The sequence below is a fragment of the Enterobacter sp. KB-280D8 genome, assembly GCF_041399405.1.
In the GTDB taxonomy this organism is placed as follows: Bacteria; Pseudomonadota; Gammaproteobacteria; order Enterobacterales; family Enterobacteriaceae; genus Enterobacter; species Enterobacter cloacae_N.
Genome location: NZ_JBGKEC010000001.1, coordinates 351,396 through 367,249, shown reverse-complemented (window position 1 = coordinate 367,249; position 15,854 = coordinate 351,396). Strand labels below are relative to the sequence as shown.

The 15,854-nt window shown below is 51.9% G+C and carries 18 protein-coding genes; 8 read left to right on the top strand and 10 right to left on the bottom strand.

All coding sequences use genetic code 11. The annotated features are described in order from the left end of the window. Positions 1–22: 22 nt before the first annotated feature. Positions 23–622, top strand: coding sequence for an NAD(P)H-dependent oxidoreductase (locus tag AB8818_RS01850; RefSeq protein ID WP_192982478.1), 600 nt, complete (start codon positions 23–25; stop codon positions 620–622). On the opposite strand, the gene AB8818_RS01845 is transcribed toward AB8818_RS01850, so the two are convergent. Beyond that, entirely contained in the window at positions 615–1,499 is an 885-nt protein-coding gene (locus tag AB8818_RS01845) for a LysR family transcriptional regulator (RefSeq protein ID WP_192982480.1), read from the bottom strand. The genes AB8818_RS01850 and AB8818_RS01845 overlap by 8 nt on opposite strands. Before the next feature lie 125 nt (positions 1,500–1,624). On the opposite strand from AB8818_RS01845, the gene AB8818_RS01840 reads away from it, so the two are divergent. Together AB8818_RS01840 and AB8818_RS01835 are read left to right on the top strand one after the other, a co-directional pair. Continuing rightward, complete coding sequence (locus tag AB8818_RS01840; RefSeq protein WP_163329221.1) at positions 1,625–3,046, top strand: amidohydrolase family protein; 1,422 nt, start codon at positions 1,625–1,627, stop codon at positions 3,044–3,046. Positions 3,047–3,274: 228 nt separating this feature from the next. Continuing rightward, positions 3,275–3,817: a cysteine hydrolase family protein gene (locus tag AB8818_RS01835; RefSeq protein WP_192982483.1), complete on the top strand. Its 543-nt coding sequence runs from the start codon at positions 3,275–3,277 to the stop codon at positions 3,815–3,817. A 65-nt stretch (positions 3,818–3,882) separates the two neighbouring features. Here the strand turns inward: AB8818_RS01835 and AB8818_RS01830 are convergent, their stop codons facing one another. Continuing rightward, positions 3,883–4,359 (bottom strand): WbuC family cupin fold metalloprotein, encoded by a 477-nt coding sequence (locus AB8818_RS01830; protein ID WP_166711014.1) that lies wholly within the window; start codon positions 4,357–4,359, stop codon positions 3,883–3,885. 136 nt (positions 4,360–4,495) lie between these two features. Next, positions 4,496–5,281, bottom strand: coding sequence for a phosphotransferase family protein (locus tag AB8818_RS01825; protein ID WP_192982485.1), 786 nt, complete (start codon positions 5,279–5,281; stop codon positions 4,496–4,498). Between the two features lie 469 nt (positions 5,282–5,750). Between AB8818_RS01825 and AB8818_RS01820 the strand changes: the two genes are divergently transcribed. Then, positions 5,751–6,110 carry a hypothetical protein gene (locus AB8818_RS01820; protein WP_192982488.1) on the top strand — a complete coding sequence of 120 codons (360 nt, stop codon included), beginning with the start codon at positions 5,751–5,753 and terminating at the stop codon, positions 6,108–6,110. A gap of 666 nt (positions 6,111–6,776) precedes the next feature. Continuing rightward, the gene (locus tag AB8818_RS01815) at positions 6,777–7,619 is read left to right on the top strand and encodes a DUF3800 domain-containing protein (RefSeq protein ID WP_316387206.1); all 843 of its coding nucleotides are present in this window, start codon (positions 6,777–6,779) and stop codon (positions 7,617–7,619) included. A gap of 70 nt (positions 7,620–7,689) precedes the next feature. On the opposite strand, the gene AB8818_RS01810 is transcribed toward AB8818_RS01815, so the two are convergent. Continuing rightward, complete coding sequence (locus tag AB8818_RS01810) at positions 7,690–8,208, bottom strand: Arm DNA-binding domain-containing protein (protein WP_316387207.1); 519 nt, start codon at positions 8,206–8,208, stop codon at positions 7,690–7,692. Positions 8,209–8,324: 116 nt separating this feature from the next. Between AB8818_RS01810 and AB8818_RS01805 the strand changes: the two genes are divergently transcribed. Next, positions 8,325–8,795, top strand: coding sequence for a hypothetical protein (locus AB8818_RS01805; RefSeq protein WP_061098309.1), 471 nt, complete (start codon positions 8,325–8,327; stop codon positions 8,793–8,795). A 49-nt stretch (positions 8,796–8,844) separates the two neighbouring features. Here AB8818_RS01805 and AB8818_RS01800 read toward each other — a convergent pair whose 3' ends face one another. Then, positions 8,845–9,768 carry a LysR substrate-binding domain-containing protein gene (locus AB8818_RS01800; RefSeq protein ID WP_192981335.1) on the bottom strand — a complete coding sequence of 308 codons (924 nt, stop codon included), beginning with the start codon at positions 9,766–9,768 and terminating at the stop codon, positions 8,845–8,847. A 235-nt stretch (positions 9,769–10,003) separates the two neighbouring features. Between AB8818_RS01800 and AB8818_RS01795 the strand changes: the two genes are divergently transcribed. Then, entirely contained in the window at positions 10,004–10,414 is a 411-nt protein-coding gene (locus AB8818_RS01795) for an ASCH domain-containing protein (RefSeq protein WP_163329611.1), read from the top strand. Between the two features lie 96 nt (positions 10,415–10,510). Here AB8818_RS01795 and AB8818_RS01790 read toward each other — a convergent pair whose 3' ends face one another. Together AB8818_RS01790 and AB8818_RS01785 are read right to left on the bottom strand one after the other, a co-directional pair. Next, on the bottom strand, positions 10,511–11,002 hold the full coding sequence (locus AB8818_RS01790) for a glutathione peroxidase (RefSeq protein WP_192981338.1): 492 nt from the start codon (positions 11,000–11,002) through the stop codon (positions 10,511–10,513). A 1-nt stretch (position 11,003) separates the two neighbouring features. After that, the gene (locus AB8818_RS01785; protein WP_192981341.1) at positions 11,004–11,489 is read right to left on the bottom strand and encodes a DinB family protein; all 486 of its coding nucleotides are present in this window, start codon (positions 11,487–11,489) and stop codon (positions 11,004–11,006) included. 173 nt (positions 11,490–11,662) lie between these two features. Between AB8818_RS01785 and AB8818_RS01780 the strand changes: the two genes are divergently transcribed. After that, complete coding sequence (locus AB8818_RS01780) at positions 11,663–12,934, top strand: serine hydrolase (RefSeq protein ID WP_192981344.1); 1,272 nt, start codon at positions 11,663–11,665, stop codon at positions 12,932–12,934. Here AB8818_RS01780 and paaY read toward each other — a convergent pair. From paaY to paaK, 3 genes are all read right to left on the bottom strand, one after another. Continuing rightward, complete coding sequence (paaY, locus tag AB8818_RS01775) at positions 12,837–13,439, bottom strand: phenylacetic acid degradation protein PaaY (RefSeq protein WP_023327376.1); 603 nt, start codon at positions 13,437–13,439, stop codon at positions 12,837–12,839. The two genes, AB8818_RS01780 and paaY, sit on opposite strands and share 98 nt — an antisense overlap. A 9-nt stretch (positions 13,440–13,448) precedes the next feature. After that, positions 13,449–14,384 carry a phenylacetic acid degradation operon negative regulatory protein PaaX gene (paaX, locus tag AB8818_RS01770; RefSeq protein ID WP_021241337.1) on the bottom strand — a complete coding sequence of 312 codons (936 nt, stop codon included), beginning with the start codon at positions 14,382–14,384 and terminating at the stop codon, positions 13,449–13,451. Between the two features lie 134 nt (positions 14,385–14,518). Next, the gene (gene paaK, locus AB8818_RS01765; protein ID WP_116340143.1) at positions 14,519–15,835 is read right to left on the bottom strand and encodes a phenylacetate--CoA ligase PaaK; all 1,317 of its coding nucleotides are present in this window, start codon (positions 15,833–15,835) and stop codon (positions 14,519–14,521) included. Positions 15,836–15,854 lie beyond the last annotated feature (19 nt).

The window sequence follows — 15,854 nt, the reverse complement described above, 5'->3', positions numbered from 1 at the left end:
TCTCACCCATTGCGAGGTCGCTATGTCTGCAACACACGCCATCAATAACGCGCTGATCGTGACGGCTCACCCTGTCGACACGTCCTTATCCCATACGCTGGCTACCCGCATTGCCGGGAAATTACGCGAGCAAGGTACACAGGTTGAGATCGCCGATCTGCATGCTGAAGGGTTTAATCCGGCGATGACCCGTGCCGATCTCGATTTCTATCACGGCGATCCGAGCGCGCTTCCCGACGATATTTTGCGCGAGCAGCAGCGCGTCGAGCGGGCGGATATGCTGGTGTTTGTCTTCCCGGTGTACTGGTGGTCGGTCCCCGCGCTGTTGAAAGGCTGGTTCGATCGCGTTTTAACCCTGGACTGGGCGTATAAGGTGGCCGAAGACGGCCGGATTGTGGGCAACTTACGGGACGTTCCCGTCCGCCTGATTGCCACCGGCGGCAGCGATCTCGCCGGATTCGACAAACATGGCTATTCGACGGCGATTCAGACGCAGATTATCGAAGGTGTATTTGGCTTCTGCGGGCTGAAGAACGTTAAGCTCGATATCCTTTACCAGGCAGACACGGCTACGCCTGAGCAGGTTGAGGATTTTCTGGAGGGGCTTGGGAGTATTAAATAATCCCGGCTATCCAGTCAGCAAAAGCGCGCACGACAGGAGAAAGATAACGCTGGTGGGGATAAAGCAGCGTGACGGGCACCGACGGCGGCTGCCAGTCCGCCAGCACCTCCACCAGCCTTCCCTCGCGCAGATGCTCTGCGACAATATTCCCGGCAACCTGCACCAGCCCAAAACCCTTAAGACACATCTGGATATAAAGCTCCGTATCATTGACGGCGGCAGCACCGCTCACTGGAACAGACCGCATTTCAGTGCCCTGAACGAAGCGCAATTCGTTCGCGCGTCGTCTCTGCCCGGAAAAATAGTGAACCGCCCGGTGCCCGCTCAGCGCATCGGGCGACTGGGGAATACCGTATTCCCGGAGATAGTCCGGCGAGGCGCAGGTGACCCAGCGAAAACGGCCCAGAGGACGGGCTACCAGCGTGGAGTTATTCAGTTCCCCTGTTCGAATTACACAGTCGACGCCCTCTTGCACCAGGTCAACCTGGCGATCGCTGACGCCGATCGTCAGGTAGATATCCGGATAAAGACGGCAGAACTCGTCCAGATGTGGCATCACGATGTGATGAGCAATCCCGGCAGGCATATCTACCCGCAGGCGTCCCTGTGGCCGACTGCCGGAATCGCTCAGGCTGGACTCCGCCTGCTCGATTAATGAGAGAATTTCCCGACAGTGCGTCAGGTACTGTAAACCTTCCGGCGTCACGCTCACCCGCCGTGTCGTCCTGTTCAGCAGGCGCACCTGCAGGTATTTTTCCAGATTTTTAATCGTGCTGGTGACCGTTGATGAAGGCAGGAAGAGTGTTTCAGCCGCGCGAACGAAGCTGCCGGACTCCGCCACCCGCACAAAGATTTGCATTGCCTGGATACGATCCATTTGTCCCAAAGCCTTTATAAATTTAATTATTCGCTAATTATGAATAATGAAAACACATTACGCATCTTTTTCGCGTTAATTAAGTGGCGTAGCGTTTCGGTACTAATGACAGAAAGAGACTGAAAATGACCGGCTACGCAAGAAATATTGTGAATAATCAAAACACCACTTCCCCGGCGACGCTCATCCGTGGCGCTACGATCCTCAGCATGGATGAGAGCGTGGGCAATATTGAACGCGGCGAGATCCTGATCGCCGGACCCACCATTGTGGCTGTCGGCGAAAACCTGGAGGCAAAGGGAGCGAGGGTTATTGATGCTACAAACATGATTGCTATGCCGGGGATGGTGGACACCCATCGCCACGCCTGGGAGGGGCAATTGCGTCGCATCAACCCCAACGCGGAATCGCTGGAAGACTACTGCAACGCCACGCATTTCTCATTTGCGAAATACTACCGCCCTGCCGATATGTACGTTGGCAACCTCCTCTCCGCGCTGGGCTGTATTGACGCCGGGATCACCACCGTCATTGATAATTCCCACAACAGCCGCAGCGCAGCCCATTCGGATGCCGCCGTCGAGGCGCTTCTGGATGCGGGGATCCGCGCCATTCACGCTTCAGGCGCACCGGTTTCCGGGGAATGGGATACCGCACACTGGCCAGGAAACTGGCAACGCCTGCAGGAAAAGTATTTCCGGGACAAACCGGACGGACTTGTGTCGCTAGCGGTGATGGCGCAGCTGGAGCCGGAGATGTGGGCTGAGGCGCGCAGGCTCGGGCTGCCGATCGTCACTGAATTTTTCGGCGGTGAGATGGCCTCACGGCTTGCGGTATTGCAGCAGGAGGGACTGCTGGGCGCGGATAATATCTTTAATCACTGCACGGCGCTGCCTGACGAAGGCTGGGCGATCCTGAGAGATGCTGGCGTGAGGGTAAACGTCTGCCCTCGCTCCGACGCACACTACGGCATTGAGGACGGGATGTTTGCCATTCAGTCAGCGATGCGCCACGGCATTCACCCTGGCCTAAGCGTGGATAATGAAACGTCCTACAGCGGTGACATGTTTATGGAGATGCGCGTAGCGTTTTACCTGCAGCGCGTTATGGGTATGCATCAACAACACGGCTGTCGCAGCGCACATTCCCCGAAAACGCTTCAGGCAGCCCAGCTTCTGAAGGCCGCCACTCTCGATGGCGCGGCGTGCGCCGGTCTGCAGGAGAAAGTCGGCAGCCTGACGCCGGGCAAGAAGGCCGATCTGATCCTGATTAACGCGGGGGATCTGAACCTTTACCCCTCCGGAAATGCCTTTGGCACGGTCGTGCATGCAGCAGAGCGCAGCAATATTGACACCGTGATGATTGGCGGACGCATCGTTAAGCAAGGCGGCAACGTGCTGGGCGTGGACAGAGCACGTCTCCGTGCAGCGATTGATGAATCACGTCAGCATCTTTATACCGCTGCAGGCTATGAGCCTGACATGTTTGCAGACTCCTTCCTGCCGCTGCATCAGGCCCCTACTCAAGTTGGTGTATTGAAGGAATGAGTTAAGCAACGTTATAACTAACGCGATAATTCCGTATACAGCGGAATGTATTAACAAAGGCCATGTTATGTATCAGTCAGTTCAGCCAACAACCACCCTCACCACCACCGGAACCTTCGGCGGTGCGAGCGTATCTGTAGCGAACGTCTGACAAACAGAACCTCAATCCCCGCCGGCCAGGACGGGGAAATCTCTCTCCGTTCACCACCCTCTGAATGGAGAAAGAAAATGGTTTCATCTGACAATGCTCTCTTAGTTATCGACATGCAGCAGGGTCTCTTCCGGGGCCCGGTTTCCCCCAGTTCCGCCGATGCCGTTCTGGCAAATATCCGTTTATTAATAGCCAACGCGCGGCACGCGCAGGTACCCGTCTTTTTTGCCCGTCATATCGGACCAGACGACTCGCCCTTCTCAGAGAAGGGGCCGTTAACACAGCTGATACCCGAGCTGGACGTGAAGGAGCAGGATGTTATTTTCACCAAGCGCTATCCCAGCTGTTTTCGGGATACCGATTTGCAGCACAAACTTAATCAGAGAGGCATCAAACAGCTGGTCATTGCCGGGATGAAAACAGAATTTTGTGTCGACACCACCTGCCGGGCCGCGCCGGAGCTGGGTTTCAGGACGATATTGATTTCAGATGCGCATACCACAATGGATAATGCACATTTATCCGCCAATGACATCATTGCGCATCACAACAGCACGCTGGCCGGTCCGTTCGTGACGCTGTCGACTGCCGGAGACTGGCATTTTAATACGGTCAGTTGAGTTGGTGGAATCGTCTCCCTCTTTCCCTGCGCGCCTTTCAGCGCGCCGGGGATATGAGAGCACAATTACAGGGTAAAACCCCCGTCACCCACCTGCGCCTGAGCGTACCATTTCATCAGCGCCGCGGTACCGGGCGCGTTCTCCGCTGGTGACCAGGGGGCGGTATCCTGCTCAGGAACAGGCTGGTAGCCGCCGTGCTTAACCTCAAAAATAACGCCGCCTTTATCCAGCGACAGCACGGCATGCCAGGTGCCGGCATCCATCTCCAGCACTTTGCACTCTTCGCCTAACACCACGCGCCGGGTCACGTTCCCGCTGTCATCGAAGTTCAATACCAAAAAGCGACCGCTCAGCGCCGTCAGCAGCTCAAACGTATGCGGGTGGCGATGGGGGCGAACATAAGTGCCGGGCTCCATGGCGATAGCCAGGCGCTGCACCGGGTCGCTCAGCTCAGGATGTAAATTACGGTGCGCCCGTAAGCGAGGAGAATTTGCGGCCTGCTCGCTTTGCTGCTGCAGGTCACTGAAGGTAATTTGTTTCATATAAGCCTTTGTGAATGTGGGCAGTCTACGGCAATCCGATTGCCGCAAGACGTTATACCATCCTGAAAGGTCGATGAGCGATGGCATTTATGAAACAAAACGCTGCATGGGGTTCGCATGTTCTGTTACAACGTGCTCAAAGCAGAGAGAGGGACTCATCCAGCCAGCCGGGGAGATGTTCTCTGTACCAGGTCAGGTAAAGATTTAAGTCGCTCTTTTTCCTTTCGTGCAGGAGTAACACAACTTCAGTAACAATCCATGCCTTGGCGAGAGCGATTTCTCGGGCTAACCTGTCTGCGTCCAGATGCGTGGCAAAAACACAGTAGCGCTCGGCAAGTTGTAAAATGCTTTGTTTTGAGCCCATCCCCTTAACCAGCGGAGCAAGGTCGATAGCCGGGCTGCCGGTGCCGAATCTTTCCCAGTCGAAAAGTATCGTATCGCCGTTTTCTCTTCTGCCCCAGTTACCCGCATTTGTATCGCCTGAAATTAAACATTCCTGAAGAAACAAAACGCTGCCCGCTTGTTGAAAACGTCGCATCTGCCGCTCAGCGCGGGCGGGCAATTCCAGAAGAGACAGAGATTTTTCAAGCGCTGACGCAGACCAGGTGTGGGTGTGATACATCCATTCGGCGTCGGCAGGATAATTGTGAAGGCGTGAAAGTTGCCTCAATATCTCGTTCCCTGCAACCTCATCCTGGGAGATCTTATGAGGAACGTATTCGAGCGTCAGGCTGCGTCGGCGTGGGTCGGCGTGCAGCAGTCGCGGGGATTCAACAACGCCGCTGAGTGGTTCCGCCGCACGCGTATAAAAGCCATATTCAACATCGTTAACAGGGCATTTTTCTATTACCTGATTGCCATGGCGATCCGCAATCAGGCGGACTTTTGCTGCGCCCATTCTGGATAAGTTCTCGCCAGACATACCACCCTCATGTCACTGGTTCGGGGCATAAGTATAGTGGATCATTATGCAATGCTATGAAAATAACCCTCTGAACTTACTAATCTTTTAGTTTACAATTACCCCTTTAAACGGGAACTGCTGAACACCTGCTATACACAAGCGCCCCCCATTTTCATTAACGCAGCGGATTTAAAAATGACAAAGTCTGGATTTAAAATTACTTCATTTATTTCGCCTACAATACAATTCATATTAGCGCTCGCAACTTTTATACTTAGTGTAACCTTTAGCCTTGAGCAAAATAGAATATCAAAACTCCAATACTCACCACTTTTTATTTTAAGCATTAACCAACTTTTCGGAAAAGATTACACACCCACACAATCAGAAAAATTTGATATATTCAACGAAAGTTATTCCATAAACAATTATGACTATAAACTCCATTCAATCATGAATGTTGCATATACCCTTAGCAACAAATCATATGAAAAAAATCTACGTTGATTACTTCTCTGTTCAATCAACGAAGTCCGGCGGAAAAGATCGCATGTCAGGGGGCATAGGTGAGAACAACATCTTATTATTCAGCAACCTAAAAAAACAAATCATAAAAAATTTTAACGATAAAGGTATCAATCTAATAAACATTGAACTTCATCATTATTCTGAAATAAGTTACTCCGATACAGAACTCAAGGGAAATTACGTCTACTTCGCAGATTCCGAGCGTGTAACAAAAGATATTTATGACAATTATTTAGCTGGGATTGATGGTTACTATACAATATCACTCTACAGCCCAAATATAGATGAAATCATATCAAGAACCTTACGAGGCAATTAGTTAAATATTGAATATATGCAACTCTAATATTGCGAGTTGCATATGAATTATTTGAACTGCTCCGCAGGGTGTGGTTCTCATAATCCACCCACACCACTGAGAGCAGGCTTTCGGTTCGGATTTTAGAAAGGTTAAGTCCCAGCCGCAGAACTTTGCACGGGCCAGTGTCTTCAGTGTCTGCAACGGTGCGCAGAACTACCTGGAGACAGGAGTGACCTCGCGGCGTACCAGGGAATAGTCATGTAAATTTGGGCCGAGTTTGGGTATGCTGTGTTCCAGCCATAGTCGTTACTCCTGTTAACGATTTGGTTAGACGCCTCGGCAGTGTTCCACCACTTCAGGGCGTTGCTTTTTATGGTATTCGCATATAAAGTGGTTCATACTATCCAAATTAACGCTAACACAGTGGCATGAACCAATGTAAGAGAAGAATGCCAAAAACAAAACTGATCGTTCAAATAGCACAAGAAAGATCATCCGCCTCGAAGATGAATTACTTAATCAAATAGACATTTTGGCTGGTGAAGGCGATTTTAGCTCATGGGTAAAAAAGAGTGCAGAGAAAAAATTCGCAAAAGTGGAATAGATCCTAAAGGTTAATGGGATTTTTAAAAAATATCAACAGCGCGTAATTAAACCGACAAGATATTGATTTAAGGAGATTGTATGAATAAAACAAAAATATATTTTTTCATAGATGAATCTGGTGACAAAGGTTATTCAAACTCAAGACCCTTCCACGAAATAGGAATAATGGCAGGATTCCTTATTAATGACTGGAATGTCCCAATCCTACAAGAAAAGATAGAGAGTGGATTAAGCAAACTCAACCTCGATCCCATAAAAAAACTTCACATGTCGGAGTTAGATAAAACTCAGCAAGCCAAAGTAATTGATTTAATCAAAGAGTTATTTAAAAAATTTAATCTAAAGTTTTTTTATTCTGTAATATATACCTCATCATATGCATCTTTTGTTGGACTCAACCCGGAACAACAAAAAGAGTCCATGCACTCTCAGTTACTACAAAACATCTTAATTACAGCTCTATCACTCTGTACCCGTATAATTGAAAAGTTCAACACCGATGTGAAATTACAAATTGTAAGTGATAACATAGATTCCGGCGTATTAAAAACAATGAAAAAAGATTTTTCCCGGATAGTTAATTTTTTAAATGGGGCAAGGAATAGAACATACATAACCAAAACCGAATATGTCGAATCAGAAATAACCAATTTATCACATGATCCGAGACCCAAAAATGGGAAGTTCGAAGTTGATATTCGCGTTGAAAACTCAGCAATCACGTTTATTTCCGATGTATTATCTTACACAACATTTAAACATTTAATTAAGTTTATGCAAGATAATCCTACGATGGATCTTAATACATCAAAGGCTAGCTTCGGTCATCCCTTAGAAGAGTTTTTAATGCTGCAATTCACCCCTGACCTTGAAGAGATGAATTTAATCGGAAAAATATTTGGACCAGGTAGAAAAAATTAAAATAAGTACAGTCTCTTTGCTCTTTGCGCTTTTCACTGGCATAGATATCACACCAGTAATCGATAGCGTTCTACACAGTTACTGGAGTGAACAGTTTCTCTTTGGTGAGTTTGTTCTCTTTCCGTGGATCGAGTCCCGGCGAAAACCATGCCCGGCACTCGTCCCTTTTCTCTCTGGCCTGTTTAAGTGTCATATCTGGATACTTGCCTAACGTCATCCAGACGGGGGCGCTTTGTCGGCCGGAATGTCTGAAGAAATAAACAAAGCTCACAGCGCCACTCATACTGACTCTGGCGGACAGTTCCCGTCCATCGGCCAACATCTTTTGACGCGGCAGCGGTTTACCATGTAGGCTTTTAACACCTTGTCGCTTAACTTGTTCTCGCCCGCCATAACACCTCATTCTGCAATACACACTCAACTGCAACGCCGAAAAACAGTATAAAAGCAATGCAAACAACATTTCTTTCTTCTTTATAATTAACAATGAGTTAATGAATGAATCCGGTTTTTCATGCGTACCCATGAGGTAGTGTGAAGGATAGTAGATCATCATCCCACGTTGAGTAAAACTCACATTGACTGCCACTATTTATCGTTTTTCAAACCTATCCGCGTTGAAATACCATCCGTGCATCCCTGGTATATTGCTGGCCAGAAATTGATAGCAAAATTCAAATAATAATATATGTATATGGAGCACCTATGACACTCGATGTTTTATTTCATCTAATGAAAACGATCTCACCTGAAAAAAACACCGCCGGTGAAAATATACATGCGCTCATCACGTTACTTTCGTCAGATAGCGATCGCGCTGAGGCGCTTTCGCCATTTATCCATCGACTTCATCTCCTGTCTTTCGCTCAACGCAATCCGGGTAACGCCGAAGCGTTGCTCTCGGCACACGTTCCAAAAGACGATGCAGCCCTTACCCTGCCTGAATTCGCTGACTGGCCTCGGGTGCGTTACGCAGTGTCCGGGGAAGTCCAGACGCCGGAATCAGAAGAGTATTTCAGCAAAATGACCTCGGCTGCCAATGTGATACGCGCGGCACTGATCGACGCCGAGCGCGCAAAAGGAACGCCTGCGCTTTATATTCTGGACAAATTACTCGATCTGAACAGTGCGCTGCCGGAAAGATATAAGAAAATGGCAAATATTCCCTACGCCTGAATACATTTAACAGGCAGGATATTCCGCGAGAAATATCCTGCTTTTTATTTCATACACGCTTTTCATTGTAATCAAGACAGACGATATCCAACGAAGGAACAACCGGCGCGTTAAGATTAAGCCAGGCCAGCAACCGTTCAATACTCTGTCCTCTGAGCGAATGTTTCGGCCAGACGAGGTAGTAGCCATCTCCCGTTGCTATCGCCTCCCTGAAGGGCAGCGCGAGCAGGCCGCTTTTCAGGGCGTCGAGCGTGAGCCGGAGATCGGCCATCGCCACGCCGTGACCGTGCATGGCGGCCAGGCTTCCCTGCTCTAACGTGTCGAACACAATCCCGCCGCTCATGTCGAGACCGGGAAATAGCCCCGTCGTTTTAAGCCAGCGCTTCCAGTCCCGCCTGTCCGGTGAGGGATGGATAAGATCGCACTGTTCAAGCCGATGCCGGGCATTTTCGAGCAGCGACGGGGGACAAACCGGAATAAGCCATTCGCTGAAAAGCAGGCTGCTCTCCGTTGACTCGCCGAAATAACCATTACCGAGGAGGATCGCACAATCGTATGGCTCACGGCTGAAGTCAACGGTGTCGAAGTCCATCCAGACGCTGGCAATTTCGATTTTCGGCTTCGCATGGTTCTCGCGAAAAGATTTCAGGACACTAAGAAGCCATCGCATCGTCAGGGTACTGGGGGCCTTGAGGCGCAGAAGGTGATTTTCACTCCTGAACGCGCGGCAGGCCCACTCAATATTCGAGAAACTTTCGCTAAGCTGCCCGGCAAGAATACGCCCGGCGTCACTGACCTCCACTCTCGGCCCCTGCCGCTTAAACAGCTCGCAGTCGAACCACTGTTCAAGGGTCCGGACATGCCTGCTGACCGCCCCCGGAGTGATATTCAATGCTTCAGCGGCTTTGCTGAAGGAGTTCAGCCGCGCGGCAACTTCAAACGCGCGCAGCGCATACAGTGGCGGTAAGGACATACGTTCCCTTTTAATGAAGTTTAATCGTTTTTTTTATCGGCACCCGTAACTTATCACCTGGTTGATTAGACGCAAACGTCAGCAGTCATTGCTCGGTTGCCTGAATGGCGCGGCTGGCCTCATTTCGAGGCTTTCCTGAATCCATGGCTACAGAATGCGCGCACATGAAGTCGGGACAGCGCATGCTAAAACCCGTATAACGTTTCTTATCATCGACAGTTTTAAAGGGTTCTTAATGGTTACGGTTGAGGAAATTAGAGTGAAATATCCAGGTGCTGAGGCCTGGCAAATGGGTGACAGTCCGGAGCTGGCCAGCGAGCTTGCGGACCTGATTAAAAAAGGGATTAAAACGGCCTCCTGCGGATCTTTTGCCTCTTACCAGCAGGAACAATCTGCTCCCAGGCTCGGGAGCTATAACATTATCCTCGATGGTCAGAATGTCCCTGTCTGCGTAACCAGGCTCGTTTCAATGCGACTGGTGCGTTTTTGTGATGTTACTGAGGCGTTTGCCCGTAAAGAAGGTGAAGGTGATTTAAGCCTTGAATACTGGCAGAAAGAGCATCAGCGATTTTTCACGAGCGAAGGTCATTTTTCTGAAGATATGGAGTTGATTGCAGAAGAATTTGAAGTGACTGAGGTGCTGTAGGATAGAGAAACAAGCCGGTATTTATAGCAATGTCGCTCGTTGCAAAAGTGAACATCACCATTTCGGACGTTATCGACGCCAGGCAAGTTCCAACATCTACAACGCCTGGCTTTCCAGTGCGGCGACAATCGCCCCCTCCATTTTCTCGGGCGTAGTCATCGGTGCAAAACGCTTGAGTGGTTTACCGTCGCGTCCAATCAGAAACTTAGTAAAGTTCCACTTGATCCGCCCCCCCAGCACGCCGGGCAATTCATTTTTCAGATAACGAAACAGCGGATGCGCTGCGTTACCGTTGACCTCGACTTTCTCAAACATCGGGAAACTCACGCCGTAGTTGATGTAACAGGTTTTCGAGATTTCGTCGGTGCCGCCGGGTTCCTGTTTGCCGAACTGGTTGCAGGGGAAGCCCAGCACCACTAACCCTCGTTCGGCATATTTTTTGTATAGCGCTTCAAGACCCGCATATTGCGGCGTAAAGCCACAGTGGCTGGCAGTATTTACGACCAGAACCACCTTCCCAGCATAGTCGGCCATAGAGATAAGCTGCCCATCCAGACGGGCGGCGGTAAGCTGATGAAAATGAGTCATGTTAATGATGATCTCTTAGAAAAACGGTTAGCACATCCTTTGGAGGGGTTATGCCCGTTTCAGAAAGCATCCAGCCCACAGCGCCGCGATGATAGGTACCGTGAAACAGCACATGATTAAGCATATCCACCGCTTTCATTTCACCGTGTCCGCCATCGACGAAGCGGAATTTGATGATTTCAGAAAGTCCGGGAATGTCCATTGAACCTGCGTGCTTAATATACCAGTCAGTGCATTCAGTCATGTTATTCAGAAGCTCGTCTGCAGACGGCGTTTCTGGCGTATTCAACGCGGTGTATTGATGCGTTTGACCAGTAATATTTGCTCTGAAAATCATATCCACGACATAAACATGATTCATAAGTCTGAGCATCAGATGGTGCTTTTCAGGATTGGCTGAGGCATCAACCCTCTGTATTGCTTGTAAGGTTTCCGTGTCTGCCCAGCGTTTGAATTTGAATAACGTGACAATCGTGCTTGTGTCCATTTTTCCCTCCGAATTAACAATAAATTATCATACCAGCAACATTGTCAGGTGGATATCGCTCCCGTGCCCGGCACAAAATTGACGGTAATTGGGTCACCCGAAAAATTCCCTCATGGCAGGCTAAGTGTGGTACATTCCTGGCGCGTCAATGATTACCACACTCGCTATCAGGTATGCAGAACATAACAAAAAAAATTCACTGGCTTCTGCTTACTCTCCCACTCCTCAGCGGTTGCGGCACGCTCTCACAAATGTCCTCCCCGGAAGGTACTCAGGAACTTCTCACCCATGAGTCGCTGGATGGCGACGTTGACAGCGTGGTGCGTCACTACATGGCGCAAAAGTCCGTTCCCGGGATGACGGTCGCGGTGATCCATAATCACGGCTCACCGCAGTTTTATACCTGGGGAGTAACCGATGCGGTCAATCGCTATCCGGTCAGGCCCGACACCCTGTTTGCGCTCGGCTCGCTCAGCAAAGGGATCACGGCGGAAGTGGTGGCCTGTCTGGTGAGTGAGGGGCAACTGAACTGGAACGACAGCCTTGCGACATTGCTACCGGCGGGAACGCCGCTAAGCAAGGATGCACAAAAAATCACTCTTCTGGAGCTGGTAACCCACACCTCCGGCCTGCCGCGCCAGAATATGGATGTTCCGATGCTCGGAAAATTCATCCGCTACTTAAGCACGGGTGATAACTTCTACGGTGAGCTGGACAGCGATAACGTGCTGAATTATCTCGCCAACTGGCGAGCGCCGAGGGATAAAACGCCGCAATACTCCAATACCGGCTACGCCCTGATCGGCTATATCCTGAAGCACAAAACCGGGGAAGATATTCAGAGTTTAGCCTCACGCTATATTTTCCGTCCGCTGCACATGGCTAACAGCAGCTTTACGCCCCAGAAGCTCAAAGGCTACCCGCAGCGGGCGCTCGGCCACGCGGGCGATCAGCCAAAATTTATCCCGCGCGGGCAGCTCACCCCGGACTGGCATTTTTCTAACAACATGGTGGCGGCAGCGAGCTTGTACAGCAACGCCGAAGATCTGGCGGCCTATGCCCGCTATCACGTCTCAACGACCCACAGTCCCTTGCTGGACAGCGTTTTTGACGAAGTCAGAAATACCGATATTCAACGCCCCGACGGAGTGCAGGGTATTGCCTGGACCACAGACTTTATCGGCCTGGAAAAAATCACCTATCAGGTCGGCTATATCGGCGGCTACTCCAGCTTTATCGGTTATGACAAAGAAAAAGGCAATGCGGTGGTGGTGCTGCAAAATACCTTTAACTGGAGTAATTACATTGGCATTGCGCTATTGATGGATATGGCGAAAAAAGACGACCTTACCCCTGGTTCGCCGACTTCGGCCTTAAATTCTCGTCAAACGTCAGCCGTTTCCGGTCAGGCTCTACCTCGCGCAGCGGTTCAACCTGGTGCATAGTCAGCTTGCAGCGCTCCACCAGCACCTGATACTCCCGCGTGCCCTGCCGCTTCCACGCCAGCTCCTGCTCGCTTAGCTCACGGATCGCTTTGGCCGGGCTGCCGATAATCAAATGGTTGGCGGGCATCTCCGCTTTCGCCTTCACGAACGCCGCCGCGCCGACGATGCTGTTTTCACCGATGACCGCGCCATCCATGACCACCGCGTTCATTCCCACCAGCGCGTTACGGCGGATCACGCAGCCGTGGAGAATGGCGCTGTGGCCGATATGCCCGTCCTCCTCCACCACCGTGTCCTGCTCCGGGAAGCCGTGCATCACACAGTTATCCTGAATGTTCGCACCGTCTTTCACGACGATACGGCCAAAATCACCGCGCAGGCTGGCGTTAGGGCCAACATAAACGCCTTTACCCAGGATCACGTCACCAATCAGCACCGCCGTCGGGTGAACATAGCTCTCGTCAGGCACGACCGGCGTCAGACCGTCAATTTGATAAACTGGCATCTTCACTCCTTATGCGCTTGTAAGACCACCAAAGCGTTGATAGTAGAGCGTGCCGGGCACGGGCAGTTCGCCCACGGAGGTTTCGCCCTTCTCGCTGACAAACGCCAGCGCCCCCGGCGCGACACGCTGATAGATATTAATGCAGAGCTGTCGGGCGCTTTGCCCCGCCCAGTGCGCGGGCAGCAACTCTTCCGGCAGCAGCGGATCTTTCAGCACCACGCGACGATAAAAGTGAATCAGCAGCAGCTGGATTTGGAAGCAGCGTTCCGGCGTCAGCTCCTCCGGCGCGGCCTCTTTTAACAGCGGCAGCAGCGGACGGAACGAGTTGATAAACGACTCGTACATCGCGTTTTGTTCAGTGAGCTGCCAGCACTCCTCCACCCGCGAACGCAGCGCGGCGCGGGAGAGCGCCAGCGGCGAGTGGGCTTCAAAGAAAATCACGTTTTCCGCCACCCCGGCATCGTGAAGCAGGGACTGCACGTCCGCCAGATGCTGCGACGGCGAGGCCATCAGGCTCGGCGCCAGCGTGCCGAAACCCTGCCAGATCAGCTGTTTTTTGACGTCGGCAAGGGTGGTTTTATCCAGCCCCTCGGAGAGCAGCAACAGCCATTTGCCGTCCCAGGCGGGCAGTTCCGCGCGGTAGATCTTATTCTCTGCGCGGCGCGTCAGGCGAAGCCCCTTATCGCTCAGGCGGTAAAAGCTGCGACGCCCGATGCGGGAAACATCCAGCCAGCCCTCTTTGTTGAGGCGAAACAGCGCGGTGCGCACGAAACGCTCGCCGAATCCCATGCCTTCCAGCAAGGCGGCCAGGCTGCCGAGCCAAATCTCGCCGCCGCGGTGGGAAAGCGCGTCACCGTATAGCGAGGAGATAAGCGATGTCCCACTGACGGGAACGGAGCTGACCGCGTGCTGGATAAAGGCGTCGAGTTTATTCATGTGATTCATTCTGTTGTTATTTTTATCCTGGATGAATCATAGCATAGGAATCTGGGGTTTCCCCCTCACCCTAACCCTCTCCCAAAGGGAGAGGGAACTTTTTATACCCTCTCCCTTTGGGAGAGGGCTGGGGTGAGGGAAACTCAACCGTTGGCCGCAACTTTACGTAAGTCAAACACCCGGCAGGCCTTCCCCTCGGAGCGCGGGATGCTGCCGCAGTTCACAATCATTACGTCGGTGGAAATCCCCACCATCGACTTAATGCGGTGGCGCAGCTGGTGGCACACCTGGCAACGCTGCTCGTGCGTCAGCGTGAGGCTGCTCTCTTTTAGCTCCACCTTCACGGAAAGTGAATCAAGATGCCCGCGACGGTTCACCTCAAGCTGGTAGTGCGGAGAAAGGTGCTCGAACTTCACAATCTCCTCTTCCAGCTGCGACGGGAAGACGTTGACGCCGCGAATGATCAGCATATCGTCACTGCGGCCGCTGATCCGGTCCATGCGGCGCATGCTGCGCGCGGTGGCCGGGAGCAGGCGCGTCAGGTCGCGGGTGCGGTAGCGGATCACCGGCAGGGCCTCTTTGGTCAGCGTGGTGAACAGCAGTTCGCCCTGCTGACCGTCATCCAGCGGTGTGCCGTCGTTCGGGTTGACGATCTCCGGGTAGAAGTGATCTTCCCAGATGGTTGGGCCGTCGGCGGTTTCGATACACTCCATCGCCACGCCCGGCCCCATCACCTCGGAGAGGCCGTAAATATCCAGCGCCGTAATCCCTAAGCGTTTTTCAATTTCGCGCCGCATGGCCTGCGTCCACGGCTCGGCGCCAAAGACGCCCACGCGCAGGGAACAGCCGCTGGCATCGCCGCCCATCTGGCGCTCCAGCTCCTCAATCAGGTTGAGGCAGTAGGATGGCGTCACCATGATCATGTCCGGCTGGAAATCACGGATCAGCTGCGCCTGTTTCTCCGTCTGGCCGCCGGACATGGGGATCACCGTCGCCCCTAAACGCTCGGCGCCGTAGTGCGCGCCCAGCCCACCGGTAAACAGGCCATAGCCATACGCCACGTGAATTTTGTCCTTCGCGCTGCCGCCCGCCGCGCGCAGGGAACGGGCCACCAGGTTGGCCCAGTTGTCGATGTCGCCCTGCGTGTAGCCGACAACGGTCGGTTTGCCGGTGGTGCCGGATGACGCGTGAATACGCACCACCTGCTCCATCGGCACGGCAAAGGTATCGAACGGATAGTTATCACGCAGATCCTGCTTGGTGGTGCACGGGAATTTGCGGATATCCGCCAGCTCGTTGAAATCGTCAGGATGAACGCCCGCGGCGTCAAACTTGCGTTTGTACATCGGCACGTTGCTGTAGGCGTGATGCAGCGTCCATTTCAGACGCGCGGTCTGCAGCGCCTGCAGTTCGTCAAGGGAGGCCGTTTCAATCGGATCAAGCTTTGTTGTATTTGTCATCGCAGGGTACTCAAATTGT